The sequence below is a fragment of the Colwellia sp. RSH04 genome (assembly GCF_003545765.1).
Lineage (GTDB): Bacteria > Pseudomonadota > Gammaproteobacteria > Enterobacterales > Alteromonadaceae > Colwellia.
The window spans coordinates 52,039-75,882 of the sequence record NZ_QXIO01000012.1 but is presented as its reverse complement, the minus strand read 5'-3'; the positions used below and the strand labels follow the sequence as shown (position 1 = coordinate 75,882).

Here is a 23,844-nt window from a genome sequence, read left to right as displayed (position 1 = left end):
TGTTTTGATAATCAAAAAAAATAACAACGATAAGTTAAATCCCTAACCTATCGATATGCACCAAGTCTGCTTGAATCAAGTGCCGCAATGAAAAGCAATATTCACGTATTGCCATCAGGATGTTGGCAAAAGTAATGTGGCACATGGATGTGCGTTCATTACTGTTACGTCGAATATATTGCTTTGAATGTAGGGTGACACTTGATTAGCAGCGCCGAGGGAGTCCAGAGGGAGGTCGGCGTCAGCCTCCCTTTGGGTGTAGTCGCCACCGCGAAAAATATAAAATTGACCACATCAAGTATTTAATTGGGCTCTGGCCACATTTATTAAACAGGATAATCCCCTAACCTAACAAAATCCACCAAGTCTGCTTGAATCAAGTGCCGTAATGAAAGGCAATGTTCACGTATGTTCATCAGGGATGATGAACAAAGTGATGTCTGCACATGGATATGTACAGAATGTACGGTATTTAGCGGTGCCATGGATGGCAAGGAGCTATGAGCCTTCATTACTGTTACGTCGAATATATTGCTTTTCATGGAGGATAACACTTGATTAGCAGCGCCGAGGGATTCCATAGAGAGGTCGGCGTTAGCCTTCCTTTGGGTGTAGTCGCCACCGCGACAAATTACCTGTAAAGAACATTTAAAAACAAATACTTACTCTTAAGGTACCTTTTCTATAGAATAAGTTGAAAATATTTTCGTTTAAATAAGAGCCTTTAGCTAAATGACTGCAAAAAAAACTGAATTGTTCAACTCAAGGGTTTCATTTTTAAAACTACCCGTTGTTTGGATTACTATAGCAACTGTTTTAGCTTTTGCTATTATTGAGTTTTTTATAATTTACAATAACGGCCATTATATTTCATGTCATACAGCTGAATGCTATAACACATTTATAAGTGACTTTAAATTTCCTCTTGGAGTAGCCACCTTATTAATTCCTATCTTAGCAATATATGCAGCTCAGCATCGCTCTGAGATATCAGTTGCACAAATCGAAGCAACAGAAAGTCAAAATATATTTGCTAATTATTATAAACATCTAGAAGAATTCAAAGTACTTTTAGAAGACCAGAATATAATAAGTGAAATTGAAAATTACAGACAACTGCATTTATCATTATTTATTGATGTTAAATCTGGAAATTATGAAATTCAAGAAAGTACAAGGGGCTTTATAATTTCTAACTTACTATCTGTTTATAGTAGGTTAAAAGAAGTTGAAGAATTAAGTCATAATTTACTTGATAGTAACGAAAAACAATCTATAAAAAAGCGTAAGATATTGAGTGCCTTTGTTCTTGCTTATGAACCTATAAAAAAACTGAGAGAGCATTTTAAATTTACCCCCAAAGATCTGGATACAATTACTACCGAAGGCTTGTCTGAGCTAGTAGACAAAGTTCACTTATATAGCTACATTTCAGGAATTAGTCATTCGGTTAGTAACTTGATGGAAGTATCAAAGTTTTGTGGAGAGTTTAAAGTACCATTAATTATGGTGGCTCTATCTGAACTTGAAGAAGAGAATGGCTTAATACACGGCATTCCAACTGATAGGTCATACAAGTTAAACCTACCCCAAATATCTAATGATGGTGAAAGAAGAAGGGTTACTAAAACTTTTTCAATAAATACTACATTAAAAAATTGATACGATGTAACAATAACTTTAAACAAAAAACCCGCTAGATAGCGGGTTTTTATTAAGAAATCAGTTTGCAATCAAAAGCTGATTACCAACCTGTTTTCTCTTTAAGAGCGTTACCGATTTCAGCTAAAGAACGAACAGTTTTAACACCAGCCGCTTCTAATGCTGCAAATTTCTCATCAGCAGTACCTTTACCACCAGCGATAATTGCACCAGCGTGACCCATACGCTTACCTTCTGGAGCAGTAACACCAGCAATGTAAGATACTACAGGCTTAGTAACGTTAGCTTTGATGTATTCCGCAGCTTCTTCTTCAGCAGTACCACCAATTTCACCAATCATTACGATTGCTTCAGTTTGAGGATCGTTTTGGAACATTTCTAAAACGTCAATGAAGTTAGTACCTGGGATAGGATCACCACCAATACCTACACAAGTAGATTGGCCAAAACCAGCATCAGTAGTTTGTTTAACGGCTTCGTACGTTAATGTACCAGAACGTGAAACAATGCCAACTTTACCTGGTAAGTGGATGTGACCTGGCATGATACCGATCTTAGTTTCGCCTGGAGTAATAACACCAGGACAGTTAGGACCAATCATGCGAACGCCAGTTTGCTCAAGCTTAACTTTAACGTCAACCATGTCTAAAGTTGGAATACCTTCAGTGATAGTTACGATAAGCTCGATGCCAGCATCGATTGCTTCTAAAATAGCGTCTTTACAGAACGGAGCTGGAACGTAGATAACTGTCGCTGTTGCGCCAGTAGCTTCTACGGCTTCACGTACTGTGTTAAATACTGGTAAGCCAAGGTGAGTTTGACCACCCTTGCCTGGTGAAACACCACCAACCATTTGCGTACCGTAATCGATAGCTTGCTCTGAGTGGAAAGTACCTTGACCACCAGTGAAACCTTGACAGATTACTTTAGTATCTTTGTTAATTAATACAGACATTATTTGCCCTCCGCAGCGGCAACAACTTTAAGTGCTGCGTCAGTTAATGATTCAGCAGCGATGATGTTAACATCAGAGCTTGCTAATACTTCACGGCCTGCTTCAGCGTTAGTACCTTCTAAACGTACAACAACTGGAACTTCAACGCCTACTTCTTTAACAGCAGCGATAATACCTTCAGCGATCATGTCACAACGAACGATACCACCAAAAATGTTAACTAATACTGCAGAAACGTTATCATCGCTAAGGATGATTTTGAAAGCTTCAGCAACACGTTCTTTAGTAGCACCACCACCAACATCAAGGAAGTTAGCTGGCTTACCGCCGTGTAAGTTAACGATATCCATTGTACCCATTGCAAGGCCAGCACCGTTAACCATACAACCAACATTACCGTCTAATGCAACGTAGTTAAGTTCCCATTGTGCAGCGTGCGCTTCGCGCTCATCTTCTTGAGATGGATCGTGCATTTCACGGATTTTAGGTTGACGGTATAAAGCATTACCATCGATGCCAATTTTACCATCTAAACAGTGAAGGTTACCTTCGTCTGTAATAACTAATGGGTTGATTTCTAATAAAGCAAAATCATGATCGTTGAACATGTTTGCAAGACCCATGAAGATCTTAACAAATTGCTTCATTTGTGTTGGGTTTAACCCTAACTTGAAGCCTAATTCACGTGCTTGATAAGCTTGAGGACCTACTAGTGGATCAATCTCAGCTTTGTGAATTAACTCAGGAGTCTCTTCAGCAACCGTTTCAATTTCAACACCACCTTCAGTTGACGCCATAAATACTACTTTACGTGTACCACGGTCAACAACTGCACCAAGGTATAATTCGTTAGCAATATCAGTACAGCTTTCAACTAAAATTTTAGCTACTGGCTGACCATTCTCATCTGTTTGATAAGTTACTAAGTTCTTACCTAACCAGTTTTGAGCGAAATCTTTGATTTCTTCTTTAGTTTTAACTAGCTTAACACCGCCAGCTTTACCACGGCCACCCGCGTGTACTTGAGTTTTAACAACCCACATGTTGCCGCCAATTTTGTCAGCCGCTTCTGCTGCTTCTTGAGGGGTATCGCAAGCGAATCCTTCAGAAACAGGTAAACCATATTCAGCGAATAATTGTTTCGCTTGATACTCATGCAAATTCATGGTGTTTTATCCATTTATCTGTAAATGATGGTAGTAAGCTCAAAATAGCTAACCACCAGTGAAAAGTCGCCCGATTATAATACAGTAACGCTCTTTACGATAGTAAAAAGCGTTACGACTATAGTCTAAGCGAGTATATAACTACGCCTGTTGTTAACGAAACTTAAACGTCAAGTAACAAACGTGTTGGGTCTTCTAATAGCTCTTTAATTGTCACTAGGAAACCGACAGACTCTTTACCGTCGATTAAGCGGTGATCATAAGAAAGTGCTAAATACATCATAGGTAAAATTTCAACTTTACCGTCAACCGCCATCGGACGTTCTTGTATTTTATGCATACCTAAAATACCTGCTTGAGGTAAATTTAAGATAGGCGTTGATAACAATGAACCAAAGACGCCACCATTAGTGATAGTAAAATTACCACCAGTCATATCGGCTAATGCAAGCTTGCCATCACGGCCTTTGATTGCTAAATCACGGATACCATTTTCAATACCTGCCATACTTAGTTGGTCTGCATCACGAAGTACTGGTGTTACTAAACCACGTGGTGTAGATACCGCAATCGAGATATCGAAGAAGTTATGATAAACAATATCATCGCCGTCAATTGATGCATTCACTGCTGGGTAGCGTTTAAGTGCTTCAGTTACCGCTTTAACATAAAAAGACATAAAACCTAAACGGGTATCATGTGTTTTCTCAAATAAGTCTTTATATTGCTTACGTAAGTCCATGATTGGCTTCATGTTAACTTCGTTAAACGTCGTTAACATAGCCGTTGAGTTTTTAGCTTCTAATAAACGCGTAGCTATCGTTTTACGTAAACGAGTCATAGGAACACGTTTTTGAGAACGTTCACCTAAATCTGCCACAGGTGCTGGAGCCGCTGGTGCTGGAGCTGCTTTTGGCTTGTTGGCAGCAGCTTCAACATCTTCCTTAGAAATACGTCCGCCTTTACCAGTACCTACTACGTCAGCCGCCGTAAGACCTTTTTCAGTCATTAAACGACGTACAGATGGGCTAGCCAAATCATCAGAACTTACTGCTTCTTCAATAGGGGCAGCAGTAGCTGTTGTTGCAGCGGTAGCACCCGCTGCTAATTCACCAATTTTTTGTTGACCTAGAACCGTATCACCTTCGGCGTGTAAAATCTTACCGATGACACCGTTATCTTGAGCGACAACTTCTAAAACAACTTTGTCTGTTTCAATATCAACTAAGTTTTGGTCAGCAGTTACCGTATCACCTTCAGCGACATGCCATGTTGCAACAGTAGCATCGGCTACTGATTCAGGTAATACCGGCACTACAATATCAATCACTTTACCTGAAGCAGCAGCTGGTGCCTCAGTAGGAACGGCGGCTGGTGCTTCAACTGAAGCATCTGCTGCACCTAATATTGCAATAACTTGCTCGCCTAATACAGTTGCCCCTTCGGCTTCTGAAATTGCCGTAACTACACCGTCTGTCGGTGCAGGTACTTCAAGTACTACTTTATCGGTTTCAATATCAACTAAAACTTGATCTTGAGTTACTTTATCGCCAACTTGAACGTGCCAAGTGGCAACGGTTGCATCAGCTACTGATTCTGGTAATACCGGAACTTTGATTTCGGTTGTCATTTTATAATTCCTTACAAACTTTTTCGCGCTTACTTTTCAAATTAAGTATGCACACTTAAGAGTTAATCTACTGTTAACGCTTGAGTGACAAGCGCTTGCTGTTCTTTCACATGAACGGACATATAACCTACAGCAGGAGCTGCTGAAGCATTACGACCAGCATATGTTAAATAGGTACCTTCAGGGATTGCCGCTCTAAAATGATGCTGTGAACAATACCAAGCACCTTGGTTTTGTGGCTCTTCCTGACACCAAACAAATTGCTTAACGTGTTGATAATCTTTCAACACTGTTTGTAACTCTTTATCTGGGAATGGGTATAGCTGCTCAATACGAATAATGGCAACGTTATTTAATTCATTTTTACGACGTTGCTCTAAAAGTTCGTAATAAACCTTACCACTACAGAAAACAACTCGTTCAACGGCTTTTGAATCAATCTCATCGACTTCACCAATCACATTATGAAATACGCCCGTTGCTAACTCTTCTAGTGAAGATACAGCAAGAGGATGACGTAATAATGACTTAGGTGACATAACAACAAGAGGACGACGCATAGGACGAACCACTTGACGACGCAACATATTAAATACTTGTGCCGGTGTTGATGGAACACAAACTTGCATATTGTGATCAGCACACAATTGTAAGAAGCGCTCTAAACGAGCAGATGAATGCTCTGGCCCCTGCCCTTCATAGCCATGAGGTAATAACATGGTTAAGCCACATAAACGGCCCCACTTTTGCTCACCAGAACTAATGAATTGATCAAATACCACTTGAGCACAGTTAGCAAAATCACCAAATTGTGCTTCCCAAATAGTTAATCCCGCAGGCTCAGCTGTGGTATAACCGTATTCAAAAGCAAGTACAGAGACTTCAGACAATACTGAATCGTGCACATCAAATGGACCTTGGCCTTCACGGATATTTTGCAATGGTAAATACGTAGAACCATCTTCTTGGTTATGTAAAACGGCATGACGATGGAAGAAAGTACCACGTCCTGCATCTTGTCCGGTAATTCGAACACGCTCTCCGTCATTAATCACAGCAGCATACGCTAAGTTTTCAGCGAAACCCCAATCAAGTAACTTCTCACCTGAAGCCATTTTCTTGCGGTCATCGTATATTTTTTTAACACGCGAATGCACAGGATGGCTATCAGGATAACTTGACACTTTATTTGCTAGATCTTTTAATTTATCCATTGGCATACTAGCATCGTATGCATCATCCCAGTCATGTCCTAAGTATGGTGTCCAATCAACAGAGTGCTCTGTCATTGGTCGCCATTGCTCTACAGTACATTGACCTTCATCTAACAATTTACGGTAGTAAGCCGTTAATTCATCTATTTTAGCTTTATTTAAGCTACCTTCAGCGGATAATTTATCTGCATAAAGTTGACGAGGTGTTGGATGTTTCTTAACAATTTTATACATCAAAGGCTGCGTAGCACTTGGCTCATCAGCTTCGTTATGTCCATGACGTCGATAACAAACAAGATCGATAACTACATCACGTTTAAATTCATTTCTGTAATCTAGTGCAATTTGCGATGCTAGAATTACGGCTTCAGGATCATCACCATTCACATGAATGATAGGCGCCTGAACCATTTTAGCGATTTCAGTACAATATTCACCAGAACGGGTATCGTCAGAACGAGATGTAGTAAAACCAACTTGGTTATTTACCACAATACGAACGGTACCACCCACTTTAAATGCACGCGCTTGTGACATATTAAAAGTTTCTTGTACAACACCTTGACCTGCGATAGCAGAATCACCATGAATAGTAATTGGTAAGACTAAATCACCTTGATTACAATCACGTCTATCTAATCGAGCTCTTACGCTACCAATAACCACAGGGTTAACAATTTCAAGGTGCGACGGGTTAAAAGCAAGTGCTAAATGAACATTACCACCAGGGGTAACAAAATCAGATGAATAGCCTTGATGATATTTAACATCACCTGAGCCAAGTAGCTCATCATGCTTACCACCAAATTCATCAAATAATTTAGATGGATTTTTTCCCATAACATTAACAAGAACGTTAAGACGACCACGATGAGCCATTCCCATAACCACTTCTTTAGTACCAGTTGTACCAGCACGGGTTATTAGTTCTTTTAACATTGGAACAAGTGAATCACCGCCTTCTAAAGAGAAACGTTTCGCTCCTGGAAATTTTGCCCCAAGATATTTCTCTAAACCATCAGCAGCAATCAAGCCTTTAAGTAACTCAGTTTTTTCATCAACTGAAAGCTTCGCTTTTGATTGCACTGACTCTAAACGATTTTGTAACCAACGTTTTTCTTCCGTTGAGGTGATATGCATGTATTCGGCACCAATAGAACCACAATATGTAGTCTTTAATGCTTTATGTAGCTCACCTAGCTTCATAGTATCTTGGCCTATGGCAAAGGATCCTATGTTAAACTCTTTATCAAAATCGTTTTCAGATAAATCATGATGAGAAAGTTGGAGGTCGCGTACTTTATCACGCTGCCATAGACCTAACGGGTCTAAATTAGCGTTTTGGTGTCCGCGGAATCTAAAAGCATTAATCAATTGTAAAACTTTGACTTGCTTAGCATCACCACCACTTGAAACAACGACTTGTTTATTGGCTTGTTTTGCTAATGCTTTAAATTCATCACGAATTGCAGAGTGACGATATTCGACTTCACTGCCTTCGACTTTTGGGAGTTGACCAAAGATTTCTTGCCATTCTGCAGATACAGATGCTGAGTTATCTAGGTATGATTCGTACAATTCTTCGATATAAACAATGTTGCCACCGTTTAAATGGGAAGACTCTAGCCAAGCCTTCATTACACCTTCTGGCATTGCCTTGTTCCTTTGCTGAGGTAAAGCAAAAAAAATAAGTAACCACTTAACTAGAACCAATTAAACAGTTACGCTTAAATTCTAAATAAATATATACTAAAAGCACTTAAAGTGCTTAAAAATTCAGGATATTAGGGTACATTTTCTTTTACTAACTAATATCCTGAACTTATATAAAGCTATATCTTATTAAACCGCACGTTTTAATAACATTGATTTAATATGACCAATCGCTTTTGTTGGATTTAACCCTTTTGGACAAACATCTACACAGTTCATAATGCCATGGCAACGGAATACGCTGTAAGCATCTTGTAAACCGTCTAAACGTTCTTCAGTTGCAGTATCACGGCTATCAATTAAGAAACGATATGCGTGCAATAAACCTGCAGGGCCGATGAACTTGTCAGGATTCCACCAGAATGAAGGACATGACGTTGAACAACATGCACATAAAATACACTCATAAAGACCGTCTAACTTTTCACGCTCTTCAATCGACTGTAAGTTTTCACGTGCAGGCTCTTGTGAATCATTAATTAAGAATGGTTTAATTTTCTCATATTGATTATAGAACTGAGTCATATCAATAATTAAATCACGTACTACCGGTAAGCCCGGTAAAGGACGTAAAACAATTTTATTGGCTTTCAATTCTGATAATGGCGTAATACACGCTAAACCATTTTTACCATTCATGTTCAAGCCATCAGAACCACAAACACCTTCACGACATGAACGTCTAAAAGATAATGTTGAATCTTGCTCTTTAAGTAACATTAATGCATCAAGTACCATTAAATCAGAGCCATCAGCTAGTTCTAATTCGTAGTCCTTCATGTAAGGTGCATTATCAACATCTGGGTTATAACGGTAAATCGAAAATAACTGTTTCATTACAATGCTCCTTAGTATACACGGGCTTTCGGAGGGAAAGCTTCGCGGTGAATAGGTTTCATGTTTACATCACGCTTTGTCATTTCTTCTGTTTCTGGCGTATATACAGAGTGACATAACCAGTTTTCATCATCACGCTCGGTAAAATCTTGTCTTGCATGCGCACCACGAGATTCAGTACGGAAGTTAGCCGCTTTAGCTGAACAGAAAGCTGTTTCCATTAAGTTATCTAGCTCTAAACACTCAATACGTTGTGTGTTAAATTCAGATGACTTGTCGTCTAAGCGTGCTTCTTTAAGGCGCTCACGAATTTCAGTTAATTCTTTCATGCCTTGAGCCATTGCTTCACCTTCACGGAATACCGAGAAGTTAAGTTGCATACACTGCTGTAAGTCTTTACGAATTTGAACTGGGTCTTCACCTTTCGTTGAAGATTCCCAGCGATTAGTACGTGCTAATGCAGCGTCTAAATCAGATTCAGTAGCTTCTTTACCAAACTCAGTATCATTTAGGTATTTACCTAAGAAATTACCTGCTGCACGGCCAAATACGACTAAATCAAGTAACGAGTTACCACCTAGACGATTTGCTCCATGTACCGATACACAAGCAATTTCACCAACAGCAAATAAGCCGTCAACGATCGTTTCAGTACCATCAGCCGCAATATTAATAGCTTGACCATTAACATTACAAGGTACACCACCCATTTGGTAGTGACACGTTGGAATAACTGGAATAGGCTCTTCAACCGGATCAACGTGAGCAAATGTACGTGATAAATCACAAACACCTGGTAAACGTTTCTCTAACGTTTCTTTACCTAAGTGATCTAGTTTAAGTTTGATATGTGGGCCCCAAGGACCATCACAACCACGACCTTCACGAATTTCAGTCATCATTGAACGCGCTACAACATCACGACCTGCTAAATCTTTAGCATTTGGTGCGTAACGTTCCATGAAGCGTTCACCGTCTTTATTAAGTAGATAACCACCTTCACCACGACACCCTTCAGTTACAAGTACACCAGCACCAGCAATACCCGTTGGATGGAACTGCCACATTTCCATGTCTTGCATTTGAATACCAGCACGAAGTGACATACCAACACCATCACCCGTATTAATATGAGCGTTGGTCGTTGACGCAAAGATTCGCCCTGCACCACCTGTTGCAAGCACAGTAGCGCGCGCTTTAAAGTAAACAATCTCACCTGTTTCAATACAAATAGCGGTTGTACCTACAACGGCACCATCTGAATTTTTAACAAGATCTAATGCATACCACTCAGAGTACACATTCGTTTTATTTTTTACATTTTGTTGGTAAAGACAATGTAAAAGTGCATGACCTGTACGGTCAGCAGCAGCAGCAGTACGAGCAGCTTGCTCTCCACCGAAGTTTTTAGATTGACCACCAAATGGACGCTGGTATACGCGGCCATCTTCAAAACGAGAAAATGGTAATCCCATTTTTTCTAATTCTATTACTGACTCTGGGCCAGTTTTACACATGTATTCAATAGCATCTTGGTCACCGATATAATCAGAACCTTTTACTGTATCGTACATATGTTGTTCCCAGTGATCTTCATGGGCATTGCCTAAAGCAACGGTAATACCACCTTGAGCAGATACTGTATGAGAACGAGTTGGAAATACTTTTGAGATCAAAGCACATGATTGGCCTGACTCAGAAATAGCTAATGCGGCACGCATACCTGCGCCACCTGCGCCAATTACTATGGCATCGAATTCACGAATAGGAACGCTCACTTACACACCCCACACAATTAAGAAGCCTGCAGCAACGTAGACTAATAAAAGAACTGAAAAGAAGAATTGCAAAACACCACGTAAAAAAGGCGCTTTAATATAATCTGACAATACTTGCCAAATACCAATTTTAGCATGTGCAAGTAATGCAGCTAATGCTAACAAGGTTGCAATTTTAACACCTGTACAAGCAAAAAAGCCTTGCCAAATATCAAAGGTAACGTTTGGCGTTACAACAAAGAATCCTGCAAGAAGTAAGGTGTATAGTACAAGAATTACTGCACTAGCTCTTAAGAGAATAAAATCATGCACGCCATTACGGCCTGCTGATGCGACAATATTTACCATAACCAAACTCCTACTATAACGGTGATAACCAACCAAAGTACGATAACTAATTTGGCGGTCATATTACCTGAAGCTAGTTCTTCAAAGTGACCTAAGTCCATAAACAAGTGACGTACACCTGCTAAAATATGGTAGGTCAAAGCAGATAAACAGCCTAAGACAATAAATTTAAAGAATACGCCATCAAGATAATCTTGAATTTGCGCAAATCCTTCAGCAGAAGATAGAGAGGTTGAGAGTGTCCACAATAAGATACCTATTGCAAATACCATAATTACACCAGAAATACGATGTAAGATAGAAGCATTTGCTGCTGGATGCATCTTTATTGTAGTTAGATCTAGGTTTACAGGACGTTGTTTTTTCACAATTGTTGCCTAAAGAGCTCGAAAGCCTTCAACTTTTATTATTGTTACTCATGAACTACCTTTATAGAAAACCAATGGCTAACATAAAAAGTAATTCCCGAAGTGAACGGTAACTATTTACAGACCTAAACAGTATATTATGTATACAATTCATAAATACACATATTTTGTTATTTAAGTAAAGTTTACCAAATCGAACACAAGTTTAACTAACTTAATCAAACCTTACTAGTTAGACTTTGGAATAAGATCAAAATGAAAAATTCAATTTAAATCTATGAACAACAAGTAAAACAGCTACTGAACGCAGAGATTATATAGCTGAAATACAATAATTACAATTATCCATGTTAGCTAACAACATGTGCCTTTTTTTTAATCAATTTAATGACCCATGTTAAACTTTAGTATAATTACTCTTACAATTTAAATCATTTTCAGGGTAGAATGTCGACAGTTTTATATTCAGTAAAAGTGACTAATTTTTCAACGCAGCAAAATTTGCTACAAATTTAGTTATTATTAAATTACAAAATTATAATTGATAGGGGATAAAACATATGGCTGACTCAAAAGCCTCTCTAAGTATTGATGGCAAAGAAATAACCGAACTGCCAATTTTAAAGGGTACGGCAGGCACAGATGTAATTGACATTAGAACCTTAGGTAGCCATGGCTACTTTACATACGACCCAGGCTTTTTAGCAACTGCATCTTGTGAATCTTCAATCACTTATATTGATGGCAGCAATGGCATTCTTCAACACCGTGGCTACCCAATTGATAGCCTGGCTAAAGAAGCAGATTACCTTGAAGTTTGTTATATTTTATTGAATGGCAGCGCGCCTACACAAGCAGAATATGATAAATTCACCTCAATAATCACAACGCATACCTTAGTACACGAGAAACTTGCGCATTTCTTCCATGGTTTCTTACCTGATGCTCACCCAATGGCAATGCTATGTGGTGTTGTAGGTGCAATGTCTTCTTTCTACCATAGTGATTTAGATATTGATGATCCGGAACAGCGCAAGCGTAGTGCACATCGTTTGATTGCTAAAATGCCGACTATTGCAGCAATGGCATACAAATACAGTATGGGACAACCTTTTGTATATCCACGTAATGATTTATCTTACGCGGAAAACTTCTTACATATGATGTTTTCTGTTCCTGCTGAAGAATATAAAGTTAGCCCTATTCTCGCGCAAGCGATGGATAGAATATTTACTTTACATGCTGATCATGAACAAAACGCTTCAACATCAACAGTACGTTTAGCCGGCTCTTCTGGTGCTAACCCTTATGCTTGTATCGCAGCTGGTGTTGCTTCTTTATGGGGACCAGCTCACGGTGGTGCTAATGAAGCCTGTTTAACGATGCTTGAAGAAATTGGTACTTTAGATAGGGTTGATGAGTATGTTGCTAAAGCAAAAGATAAGAATGATTCATTCCGCTTAATGGGCTTTGGTCATCGTGTGTACAAAAACTTTGACCCTCGTGCTACCGTGATGCGTGAAACGTGTCATGAGGTACTAAAAGAGTTAGGAATTAAAGATCCACTGCTTGATGTTGCCATGGCTCTTGAAAAAGTAGCACTTGAAGATCCATATTTTATTGAGAAGAAGCTTTACCCTAATGTTGATTTCTACTCGGGTATAATTTTGAAAGCTATTGGTATCCCTACCAGTATGTTCACAGTCATCTTTGCTATGTCTAGAACTGTCGGTTGGATTGCTCACTGGGATGAGATGTTATCTCAACCAGGTCAAAAAATTGGTCGTCCTCGCCAAAAATATACCGGTGAAATCAATCGTGAATTTGTTCCTTTAAACAGTAGAAAATAGTTCTTACTATAATCACGACTTTTAAAGGCAGTTTTTACTGCCTTTTTTATTGGGTTGTTTTTGTCACACCAATAGAATTAAAAATAATAATTATTCACAACGCTAATATCGCATATTGTCGACAGTATATCTTTATTTTGTATTTTATTGTGCCCTGCTTTATTTAAGAAAATCTTTTCTTTACTGAGTGTCTTCGAACGTTATAATACCGCCAATTATTACCTTATACTTATTTCGTTCTAATTTATGTCTGATTATTCTTTACGTTTCGGTGGAATTACTCGCCTATATGGTCAACAAGGTGCCGACTTTCTTCATCAAGGTCACTTCTGTGTTATTGGTATTGGTGGTGTCGGCTCATGGGTAGCAGAAGCTTTGGCGAGAAATGGCATTGGTAATTTAACGCTCATCGATTTAGATGACATTTGTATTACTAACGTTAACCGACAAATTCATGCATTAACAGACAATATTGGCTTAAGCAAAGTTGATGTTATGATGGAACGCATCAAACAAATTAACCCAGATTGCCAAGTCAACGCCATTGAAGACTTCGTCACTAAAGATAACTTAGCAGATCTCATGTCTGTCAATTATGATTATGTAATAGATGCCATCGATTCTGTTGATATTAAATCTCGTTTGATCGCTTATTGTAAGCGAAATAAAACTCCCATAATTACCATTGGTGGTGCAGGTGGTCAGGTTGATCCGAGTAAAATAGCAATTAGCGATTTAAGTCAAACCTACCAAGATCCACTTTTAGCAAAGGTAAAAAATCAGTTAAGACGCGAGTTTAATTTCCCAAGAGCTGACTTGTCAAAAGCAAGTAAACGGAAATTCTCAATTGATGCTATTTTTTCTACCGAGCAACTCCGTTATCCTGATGCGCATGGTGATGTCTGCTTTGCAAAACAACAAAACGAACAAAAAGGCAGTTCAATGCGACTAGACTGCAGCGGTGGCTTTGGTGCTACCACACACGTTACAGCTAGCTTTGCATTTTTTGCTGTCGGAAGAGCTATTGATAAGTATTTAAAATGGAAGAAGGTTTAATCCATTTCTAATTGTCATAATGAATAAGACAGTTATTTAACTGTTCTTTTAATAGTTTCAACAATAGCCCGTAGCCCATTACCTCGTGATGGGCTGAGATGTTGAAGCAAACCAAGTTTGCTGAAATATTCTTCAATAGTAAACTGTTTAATTTCTTCCGCTGTTTTCCCGTTATAAGCAGATAAAACAATAACAAGCAAACCCCGTATTATCTTTGCATCGCTATCTGCAGAAAGTAAAAATGTATTACGCTCAGTTTTTTCTATTTTTAACCAAGCAAGCGACTCGCAGCCTTTAATTAAATATTCGTCTCTACGCTCCGCTTTATTTAACCGAGTTAACGTTTTGCCAAGCAGCATAATTTCGCGATGTCGATTATCCCAGCCTTTTATTTTACTGAATTTTTCTATAATACTATCAAGCGTTATTTCATTTAGTGACGTTCTTACGTTTTCTTGTGCTGTATTATTTGAATCAATAAAATTCTCATTAGACACTATGTTATGTATTGCGTTAATCATAATATCTATTTCTTCATAGGTATTATAAGGTGCTAATGACACCCTAATACATCCTGAAATAGTCAAGTATTCCATCAGAGGCATAGCACAATGATGCCCTGCTCTTACCGCGATACCATAACTATCAAGCATACTTGCTACGTCATGATTATGATGGCCGTTCAATGTAAATGAAAGCACAGGAATATCAGGAGTACCTTCGCTAATAAAAGTAACCCCTTTAATACTTGCTAGTTGCTGATAACAATATCGGGTTATCTGTTTTTCATACTCACTATAATCAATCGACTCTTGAATATATGGCTTAATAAAGTCAATTGTTTTAGCAAAAGCAACGATGCTTGAGATGTTAGCTGTGCCTGCTTCAAACTTAAACGGCAAAGCATTAAAGGTAGTGGGTTTATAAAAACTCACTGTTTTAATCATTTCTCCACCTGATTGATAAGGCTGCATGGTATTCAATATAGCTTCTTTACCATACAAGACACCTACTCCCGTTGGACCAAATACTTTGTGAGCTGAAAAAACATAAAAATCACAATCTAATTTTTGTACATCAATAGTAAGATGAGCAATAGCTTGTGCACCGTCAATTAGGGTTAATGCACCAACCTTTTTGGCTCTATTTATTACTGTTTCAATAGGGTTAATTTTACCCAAAACATTTGAAACATGTGCTATAGCAACTATTTTTGTTTTAGCGTTAATTATTGTCTCGATATTTGAGATATCAATAGTGCCAAACTTCGTCAACGGTAACACTCGTATGGTTACACCCATTTTCTGAGCAACTATTTGCCAAGGAACAATATTCGCATGGTGCTCTGATTCAGATAAAACGATCTCATCACCTTCTGTTAAGTGATCCAACCCCAAGCTTTGACTAACTAAATTGATACTTTCAGTCGTCCCTTTAGTCCAAATAACTTCTTTTGTACTACCGGCATTAATAAAAGCTCTCACTTTTTCACGAGCTTCTTCAAAAGCAGTCGTTGCTTCACTACTTAAATAATGTGACGCACGATGAACATTAGCATTTTGATATTGATAATAGTGATTAATAGCCTTTAATACACACTGCGGTTTTTGAGTGGTTGCAGCATTATCAAAATAGATAAGCGCTTTGTTATCAATTTTCAAATGAAGTAATGGAAAATTATTTCTAAACTGGGTCGGTGAGAACTGTGTCATAGCGGTAGAAAATAAAAATTATTGATAAATTTCGACATCGATTATACCTGAATTTTTACATTTATTTTAATATCTTATTTAAACATTAGACTAAAAGGCTGTAAAACTGTGGCTTTAAATAGCAATATAAGCAAAGTAAAAAGAGGAATTAAAGAAGAAACTCAACTATAAGTATATAGGTAAATATAAAATGGTGACAGTCTATGAACTTCCACTCTTGGTTTGTATATGTAGCCGTTCAATTGACAAGCAAAATTAGTTTTCGCACCAGAAGAAACTTTTTAGCTCAACAGCTCAAGGAGGAAAATGAACGGATTAAAGGAATTCAAAAAAAGTCGGCTCAAGAAATTGAGTACATAAGCAAATTCACTTATTGGCCTTTAGCACAAGCTAAGAATGATAAATGCGCGCCTAAAAACTCAGTAATACCACTAAAATCTCCTACCCAGCCAGAAATAAAACCATATTCATTAAATGATAAACCAGAAACTATTCCATTAAATCAAACTAAACAAAAGGTTAGTCAATAACACATGTATCAAGCTTCACAGTTAATTGTCGGCTAGTTTAAAGTGCCATGACTGTGATATGGATAACCAGTGTTTTGCCTCTTTAGTATTGCCAGCTAAATATTGTGCTAAAGCAATATTCCAATGAAAGCTTGGCATAAGGTAGCTTTTTGGCTGTTGAGCTAACAATGATAAATATACAGTGGGTATTTCATACTCGAAATACTCCAAATGTGTTCTTTGATAAAGTGGTTTAAAAGCCTGTATCAAATTTTGTGATTGTAATAGAGTACTTTCACAACTATTTGCCGGAAATAGTCCTACTTTATGTTGATACTCTTTTGGCGTACCTAATCGCCAATGTTTTTTAGCTCCTGCAAGGGGTTGTAAAATTGGGGTTGTTTTCTCAATCGCTTTTGACCAAGATATTTGCTTTAAAATTTGAGCTCTAACTTCTTTTCGCTCTCCTTGATATGTGGGTGATAGCACAGATATATTATGCGCAAACGTCTCTGTTTGTATGCCAGAACAAGCATCATGTTGTTCATTTAACGGATATTCATCAATAAACCCCATTAAATGAGTTATTTCATGACTAAAGACGTCTACAGAATCATTTTTATCAAAATATAAAATACCAAAATGAACGTTAGCACCGCCTTCACCAAGCATTATGCCTATATGCCGAGTGTCAACTGTTGAGGCAACATGGGAAAAGCCTGTTTCATCACAAGCGATAGCTAAGTTATGCTCAGTTTTACAATCGAGCATTTGGTTACTAATATAACGAATTGGCGCAATACAAATGTGCTGACTTAGTTTTTTTTCTCGAAAGCTTGTCACAAGCTCTTCTAATTTATATAAGTGAGAAAGTTGGCTGGCAAATAATTGCAAACTACTTACACAGGATTGATAGTTGTCAGTCTGATTTGATTCTAACGGTAAAGCTAACACGTTAAACTTATATATATCATTTAATAAGCTTTGCCCTTCAACGGTTTGCTTAAGATTAGCTTCATGTTTTTTCATCAATATTTGAAGCTGACTTTGATCGCCAGTTGCAATAGCTAGTTTAATTTTTAATAAAACACCTTGCATGCTTTGTTTTGGTATTGCCTGTATGACTATCTTTGCTTTATCAAGTAATTCATTTTCTAAATAATGTTGAGCTAAAATAGCACTGGCTTCTATATTTTTTAATCTTACCGCCTGCTCTAACCACATTTCCATTTTATGCTTAGTTAAAGTGTAATTTTCAAGTGATAAATTCGTTAATAAAAGGCTTTGCTTTTGATACCACTTTGCAAGCGATAATGCAGCGTTTGCATCAATTTTTGCTAATGCTTTTTGTGCAACAAACCAAGGTTCACTTCCCTTTCGGCTATTCAATACAACGTGACGAAATGCTGCACTATTATTGCGAGTTAACGCATACTGTAGTTGTTGCTCATTATGATTTTGTTGCTCTATTAATACCGTTAAATGGTTAGATAAAAAAAACGAGCTTGACGGCAATAGCATCAAACTCGTTATTATTAGTAATCTAAAATTCATTTTAAGTGAAAGTAATGTTAAGGAACAGTGCTCAAAGCTTTAGTACTAGACATTAAATCTAACTCTAACTTAGCATAACGATGTTCAACAAATTCATAAACATTAGTGCTAAGTGATAGTTTAAAGAAGTTTGCCGCTGCCAGTTCATCCCCTAAAATTTGGTTATACTTTCCTAAATAAAAATAGGCTTCGCATAGTCGATCTGTTAACTGTTTATTGGTTTCAACACCATACGTTAAGCTATTAATAAACTCTTGTTGAGATAACTCGCCAATGTACATTTTAATGACTTGCTTAGCCCACGTTCTATCATCTACATTTTTTATTCGTTTGTTTAGTTGGTGAATAGCTTGTTTAGCATCCACTTCATGTTCTGTTAAATAAAGCCACAATATACGGTAAGGATCATCAAGTTGCTGATGGTGAAAGGCTTCAAAGTCTTGTACTGCAAGTTCTGGTCTAGCGCCATAATATAATGCTATACCTCGATTTAAATAAGCATATTCATGCAATGGCGCTAATTCTAACGCAGAATCAAACTGTTCATAAGCTTGCGAAAACTCTTGCATTTGTGTGTAGTGAATACCTAAAAAGTTATATGCATCAACTAAATTAGGCTTTAGCTGTAGGGCTCTACTAAAATCGAGTCTTGCTAAAGAACGTAACCCTACACTATCAAACAATACTCCACGGTCATAAAAAAGCTGAGCTCTTTGCTCTTCTGATATTTGAACACGAGTAAGTACTTCAGATAATCGAGCTATTGCAATCTCGCTTTTATAATTTACTGGTAATGGTTCAGCAATAATGAGTTCGCCCATTTTTGCGGGATTACTAGGAGTGGTTAATGTCGTTGTTGAATTACAACCTTGATTAAAGAGAGCTAAGGCCATTACCAAAGGAAATACGACTTTATTGATCATTGAGTGCACAAAAATGCCTTAAAATTAAAAAGCTATACTGAATAAGTACTGAGCATTATATACAAAAAAGGAGCCATAAGGCTCCCTTTTAACAAAGAATTCGTAAAATTTTACTTATTCTTCAACTGGCGCCGCTTCTTCAGCAGGCTTTTCAATTGCTTCTTTGATACTTAAACGTACACGGCCTTGGCGGTCAACCTCAAGTACTTTAACCGTAACTTCTTGTCCTTCAGAAAGCACATCACTTACATTATTAACACGCTCTTCTGATATTTGAGAAATATGTACTAAACCATCTTTACCCGGTAATACATTTACAAAAGCACCAAAGTCTACGATACGAACTACTTTACCAGTGTAAATAGTACCTACTTCAATTTCAGCCGTAAGTGCTGTAATTCTTGCGATAGCATCTTTAGCTTGCTCGCCGTCAGTTGCCGCAATTTTAACAGTACCATCATCATCAATTTCAATAGTCGTGCCTGTTTCTTCAGTCAATTGACGAATAGTTGCACCACCTTTACCAATAATGTCGCGGATCTTATCTTGACTAACTTTCATTGTATGAATACGAGGCGCAAACTCTGAAATGTCGTCTCTATGGCCAGCAATCGCTTCATCCATAACAGATAAGATATGCGTACGTGCAGCTTTTGCTTGGTTTAAAGCAATTTGCATGATTTCTTGCGTGATACCTTCAATTTTGATATCCATCTGTAAAGCAGTGATACCTTCTGTAGTACCCGCAACTTTAAAGTCCATATCACCTAAGTGATCTTCATCACCTAAAATGTCTGAAAGAACAACAAACTTTTCGCCTTCTTTAACAAGACCCATTGCAATACCAGCAACAGAGGCTTTGATTGGAACACCTGCATCCATTAGTGCTAATGACGTACCACAAACTGATGCCATTGAAGATGAACCATTTGATTCAGTAATTTCTGATACGACACGAACAGCATACGGGAATTCTTCAACCGTAGGCATTACAGCTAACATACCACGCTTAGCTAGACGACCATGACCAATTTCACGACGCTTAGGAGAACCAACAAAGCCTGTTTCACCTACACAATATGGAGGGAAGTTGTAATGAAGCATGAATGCATCAGTTTTCTCACCCATAATAGTATCTAAACGTTGAGCATCACGTTGAGTACCTAATGTTGCTGTAACTAATGCTTGCGTTTCACCACGAGTAAAAACAGAACTACCATGAGTACGTGGTAATACACCTGTCATTACATCTAAAGCACGAACTGACTCAGGATCACGACCATCTATACGAGGGTTACCATCAGTAATACGGCCACGTACAACCGTTTTCTCTAAGTCATGGAATAAATCTTTTGCTTCTTGAACATCAAGCTCTTCATTTTCAGCAAGTAATTGCTCAACTACTGAGTTTCTAATTTCAGCAACACGTTCATAACGTACCGCTTTTTCAGTGATTTGATACGCTTCATTAACTTGTGCTTCTGATAACTCAGCAATTTTTGCTGCTAACTCAGTGTTTTTCTCTGGCGCAGACCAATCCCAGCTTGGGTTGTTAACTTCAGCTTTAAACTCTTTAATTGCAGTAATAGCTGTTTGCATTTGCTCATGACCATAAACAACTGCACCTAACATAACCTCTTCAGAAAGCACGTCAGCTTCTGATTCAACCATTAATACTGCTGAATCTGTACCTGAAACCACTAAGTCAAGTTCACTTTCAGGTAACTCAGACTGTAATGGGTTAAGTAAATATTTACCGTCAGTGTAACCAACGCGTGCAGCACCCACAGGACCATTGAATGGCGCACCTGAAATAGCTAATGCAGCAGAAGTACCAATTAATGAAATGATATCAGGAGAAATTTCAGGGTTAACTGAAACAACGGTGATGATAACTTGAACTTCGTTAGTAAAACCTTCTGGGAATAATGGACGAATTGGACGGTCAATTAAGCGTGCAATTAATGTTTCTTCTTCAGATGGACGACCTTCACGTTTGAAAAAACTGCCTGGGATTTTACCAGCAGCATAACTTCTTTCTTGATAGTTAACTGTTAGCGGGAAGAAGTCTTGACCAGCAACGGCTTCTTTTTTAGCAACTACAGAGACTAATACACTTGTATCGTCCATACTTGCCATAACAGCAGCACTTGCTTGACGCGCGATTGCGCCAGTTTCTAATGTTACAGTATGTTGACCAAACTGAAATTTTTTAGTAATCGGATTTAACATCTAATTAATGTCCTTTATATATTTGATTATTTATAAACGTTAATCAATCTGTACAATTATTTATTCACTCATAGCAAAAGCAAAGAAGAGTTGAACAAAAAATTATACAGTTTGATTGATTATATCTTTTATATGCCGCTGTTAACTAAAATCAAAAATAGATTGAAGTAGCAGTAACACGTTGCAACTTAATAAATTGCTCGCACATTATACTGCCCTGTACGTGATTTACCAGTGTGAAAAACAATGAGAGGGTTAGAAACAACAAAAAAGATCAAAGTTTTACATTATTTGTCATTAAAACGAAAAAAACGCATAAAAAAAGGAGCCAATCGGCTCCTTTCAGTAAATTTTCTATTGAAAATTTGTCTTAGCGACGTAAACCTAGCTTTTCAATTAAAGCAGAGTAACGTTCAACGTTCTTGCCTTTTAAGTAATCAAGAAGCTTACGACGTTGAGCAACCATACGTAATAAACCACGACGTGAGTGGTGATCATGGATGTGCTCTTTAAAGTGACCTTGTAAGTGGTTGATTTGTGTTGATAACAAAGCAACTTGTACTTCTGGAGAACCAGTGTCACCTTCTTTATGTGCGTATTCTGCAACAATTGCAGCTTTTTCAGCAGCGTTTAAAGACATAATTTTTATCCTTAGTGTGAACTTTATCGATACAAAGTTTTGTAAAATAAAGTATTAAATAACCATCAAGCCAAACACTAATTCAGCATCGATGACGAAAGAGCGCGTATTCTAGCAGTAAGCAAGTAAATTGCAAGGTAAACCTTTCACCTCTATTATTTTACTTTTCATCATGCCTAAAATAACGCCGTAAGAGTACTTAACTTAAATACTCTTAACATGGTTTAAATTACAACGATTCGTTTGGGTGCAACCAAGCCATCATCATTTATTTGACCAACGCCAATGAATTCAGCTTGCTCATCACTTTCATCTTCCCCCACATAGACTTGAACACTCCCTTCAGCAGGTGCATTATGAGCTTGTACAGGGTTACCATGCCTTAAAAAGTTAGCCGACATATCATCAACATATACTGCTGGCATACCATCTACCGCACTTTCCATAGGCAGTAATAAAGGGTCTAACAATGTTGACGGTGTAATACCTTGCTCGTTAGCTTGTTCAAGTAATGATTCAACATGCGAAAGCGTAACCATTCGCTCTATAGGGTAATTACCCACGCCTAACCGTCTTAAATCAGCAACATGAGCACCACAACCTAATATTTCACCTAAATCATCAATAATAGTTCTAATATAGGTTCCTTTAGATACATGTATTTTTAATTCAACTTCATCATTTTCAAAACGAAGTAAATCTAAAGAAAATACGGTTATATCTCGTGCTTCTCTTGGTACTTCTATACCTTCACGTGCATATTTATATAGGGGTTGTCCTTGATACTTTAATGCCGAATACATTGAAGGGATTTGTTTGGTAGTACCACGAAAGCTTTCTAATGCATTTAACAATTGGTCACTAGAAATATTGACAGGCTTTTCACTGACTATTTCGCCATCAGCATCGCTTGTTGTTGTACGAATACCTAACTTTGCCCTAACCTGGTAAGTCTTATCTGTATCTAACAAGAATTGAGAAAATTTAGTTCCTTCTCCTAGGCAAATTGGTAGCATGCCTGTTGCAAGTGGATCTAATGCACCAGTGTGTCCTGCTTTTTGAGCAAAATAAATGCGCTTCACTGCTTGAAGCGCATGATTTGAAGACATTTCATAAGGTTTATCTAATAATAAAACACCATTTATTGCTCGACCTTTTCTACGCTTTGCCATGGTTTACTCACCCTGCTCGTTTTTGTCTTCAGAAGGGTTTTCATTAGTGCTATTGCTATCACTGGCAATGGCTTGATCTACCAAGTTACCCATTCTTACCCCTTCAGCCATAGATTTGTCATAAACAAACCTTAAGTGAGGCATAATACGCGCTCTTAAGCGCTTACCAAGTAATGAGCGAATATAACCTTCTGCTTCTGATAATACTTCAAGCGACGCGTTAATTTCATCTTCATTATCATTGAAAAAAGTTACAAAAACTTTTGCATAAGCTAAATCACGAGTGACCTCTACGGCTGAAACGGTTGTCATACTTAAGCGGGGATCTTTTATCTCACGCATTAAAATAACGGCAATTTCTTTTTGGATTTGCTGACCTACACGATCAGTACGGGCATATTCTCTAGCCATCGTATACTCCTATGAAACTAAGACTTGATAGCTTAGTTTTCAATTAACAACACAAAAGGGGCATAAGCCCCTTTTTAAATATATTCCACCTACTGTGACATTAAATTAATTCGC

General features: G+C 37.8%; 20 protein-coding genes. 5 read left to right on the top strand and 15 right to left on the bottom strand.

Annotated features, from left to right (window positions below):
- Positions 1–388 precede the first annotated feature (388 nt).
- Positions 389–562, top strand: a complete 174-nt coding sequence (locus tag D1094_RS18680) for a hypothetical protein (protein WP_182440220.1) — start codon at positions 389–391, stop codon at positions 560–562.
- A gap of 170 nt (positions 563–732) precedes the next feature.
- On the top strand, positions 733–1,662 hold the full coding sequence (locus D1094_RS16230; protein ID WP_118961159.1) for a hypothetical protein: 930 nt from the start codon (positions 733–735) through the stop codon (positions 1,660–1,662).
- Positions 1,663–1,744: 82 nt separating this feature from the next.
- Here D1094_RS16230 and sucD read toward each other — a convergent pair whose 3' ends face one another.
- The 8 genes from sucD to sdhC all read right to left on the bottom strand — a co-directional run bounded on the left by sucD (position 1,745) and on the right by sdhC (position 11,671).
- On the bottom strand, positions 1,745–2,617 hold the full coding sequence (gene sucD, locus D1094_RS16225; RefSeq protein ID WP_118961158.1) for a succinate--CoA ligase subunit alpha: 873 nt from the start codon (positions 2,615–2,617) through the stop codon (positions 1,745–1,747).
- Complete coding sequence (sucC, locus tag D1094_RS16220) at positions 2,617–3,783, bottom strand: ADP-forming succinate--CoA ligase subunit beta (protein WP_118961157.1); 1,167 nt, start codon at positions 3,781–3,783, stop codon at positions 2,617–2,619. The genes sucD and sucC overlap by 1 nt, the downstream gene beginning before the upstream one ends.
- A 163-nt stretch (positions 3,784–3,946) precedes the next feature.
- Positions 3,947–5,413 carry a 2-oxoglutarate dehydrogenase complex dihydrolipoyllysine-residue succinyltransferase gene (gene odhB, locus D1094_RS16215; protein WP_118961156.1) on the bottom strand — a complete coding sequence of 489 codons (1,467 nt, stop codon included), beginning with the start codon at positions 5,411–5,413 and terminating at the stop codon, positions 3,947–3,949.
- 62 nt (positions 5,414–5,475) lie between these two features.
- Entirely contained in the window at positions 5,476–8,280 is a 2,805-nt protein-coding gene (gene sucA, locus D1094_RS16210) for a 2-oxoglutarate dehydrogenase E1 component (protein WP_118961155.1), read from the bottom strand.
- A 189-nt stretch (positions 8,281–8,469) separates the two neighbouring features.
- Positions 8,470–9,177, bottom strand: coding sequence for a succinate dehydrogenase iron-sulfur subunit (locus D1094_RS16205; RefSeq protein WP_118961154.1), 708 nt, complete (start codon positions 9,175–9,177; stop codon positions 8,470–8,472).
- 11 nt (positions 9,178–9,188) lie between these two features.
- Positions 9,189–10,955 (bottom strand): succinate dehydrogenase flavoprotein subunit, encoded by a 1,767-nt coding sequence (gene sdhA / locus D1094_RS16200; RefSeq protein ID WP_118961153.1) that lies wholly within the window; start codon positions 10,953–10,955, stop codon positions 9,189–9,191.
- Positions 10,956–11,303 carry a succinate dehydrogenase, hydrophobic membrane anchor protein gene (gene sdhD, locus D1094_RS16195; RefSeq protein ID WP_118961152.1) on the bottom strand — a complete coding sequence of 116 codons (348 nt, stop codon included), beginning with the start codon at positions 11,301–11,303 and terminating at the stop codon, positions 10,956–10,958.
- Positions 11,297–11,671 (bottom strand): succinate dehydrogenase, cytochrome b556 subunit, encoded by a 375-nt coding sequence (sdhC, locus tag D1094_RS16190; protein WP_118961151.1) that lies wholly within the window; start codon positions 11,669–11,671, stop codon positions 11,297–11,299. The genes sdhD and sdhC overlap by 7 nt, the downstream gene beginning before the upstream one ends.
- Before the next feature lie 560 nt (positions 11,672–12,231).
- Between sdhC and D1094_RS16185 the strand changes: the two genes are divergently transcribed.
- Both D1094_RS16185 and tcdA read left to right on the top strand, forming a co-directional pair.
- Positions 12,232–13,521 carry a citrate synthase gene (locus D1094_RS16185; RefSeq protein ID WP_118961150.1) on the top strand — a complete coding sequence of 430 codons (1,290 nt, stop codon included), beginning with the start codon at positions 12,232–12,234 and terminating at the stop codon, positions 13,519–13,521.
- A 246-nt stretch (positions 13,522–13,767) separates the two neighbouring features.
- Entirely contained in the window at positions 13,768–14,577 is an 810-nt protein-coding gene (gene tcdA / locus D1094_RS16180; protein ID WP_118961149.1) for a tRNA cyclic N6-threonylcarbamoyladenosine(37) synthase TcdA, read from the top strand.
- A gap of 32 nt (positions 14,578–14,609) precedes the next feature.
- Here the strand turns inward: tcdA and D1094_RS16175 are convergent, their stop codons facing one another.
- Positions 14,610–16,289, bottom strand: a complete 1,680-nt coding sequence (locus tag D1094_RS16175) for a SufS family cysteine desulfurase (protein ID WP_118961148.1) — start codon at positions 16,287–16,289, stop codon at positions 14,610–14,612.
- A 203-nt stretch (positions 16,290–16,492) separates the two neighbouring features.
- On the opposite strand from D1094_RS16175, the gene D1094_RS16170 reads away from it, so the two are divergent.
- The gene (locus D1094_RS16170; RefSeq protein ID WP_118961147.1) at positions 16,493–16,819 is read left to right on the top strand and encodes a hypothetical protein; all 327 of its coding nucleotides are present in this window, start codon (positions 16,493–16,495) and stop codon (positions 16,817–16,819) included.
- A 21-nt stretch (positions 16,820–16,840) separates the two neighbouring features.
- Here the strand turns inward: D1094_RS16170 and D1094_RS16165 are convergent, their stop codons facing one another.
- The 6 genes from D1094_RS16165 to rbfA all read right to left on the bottom strand — a co-directional run bounded on the left by D1094_RS16165 (position 16,841) and on the right by rbfA (position 23,730).
- The gene (locus D1094_RS16165) at positions 16,841–18,319 is read right to left on the bottom strand and encodes a hypothetical protein (protein ID WP_118961146.1); all 1,479 of its coding nucleotides are present in this window, start codon (positions 18,317–18,319) and stop codon (positions 16,841–16,843) included.
- Between the two features lie 50 nt (positions 18,320–18,369).
- Positions 18,370–19,275 carry a lipoprotein NlpI gene (nlpI, locus tag D1094_RS16160; protein ID WP_118961145.1) on the bottom strand — a complete coding sequence of 302 codons (906 nt, stop codon included), beginning with the start codon at positions 19,273–19,275 and terminating at the stop codon, positions 18,370–18,372.
- 114 nt (positions 19,276–19,389) lie between these two features.
- Positions 19,390–21,507, bottom strand: coding sequence for a polyribonucleotide nucleotidyltransferase (gene pnp, locus D1094_RS16155; protein ID WP_118961144.1), 2,118 nt, complete (start codon positions 21,505–21,507; stop codon positions 19,390–19,392).
- Positions 21,508–21,877: 370 nt separating this feature from the next.
- The gene (gene rpsO, locus D1094_RS16150) at positions 21,878–22,147 is read right to left on the bottom strand and encodes a 30S ribosomal protein S15 (RefSeq protein ID WP_118961143.1); all 270 of its coding nucleotides are present in this window, start codon (positions 22,145–22,147) and stop codon (positions 21,878–21,880) included.
- Positions 22,148–22,371: 224 nt separating this feature from the next.
- On the bottom strand, positions 22,372–23,319 hold the full coding sequence (gene truB / locus D1094_RS16145; protein ID WP_118961142.1) for a tRNA pseudouridine(55) synthase TruB: 948 nt from the start codon (positions 23,317–23,319) through the stop codon (positions 22,372–22,374).
- 3 nt (positions 23,320–23,322) lie between these two features.
- Positions 23,323–23,730, bottom strand: coding sequence for a 30S ribosome-binding factor RbfA (gene rbfA, locus D1094_RS16140; protein WP_118961141.1), 408 nt, complete (start codon positions 23,728–23,730; stop codon positions 23,323–23,325).
- Between the last annotated feature and the right edge of the window lie 114 nt (positions 23,731–23,844).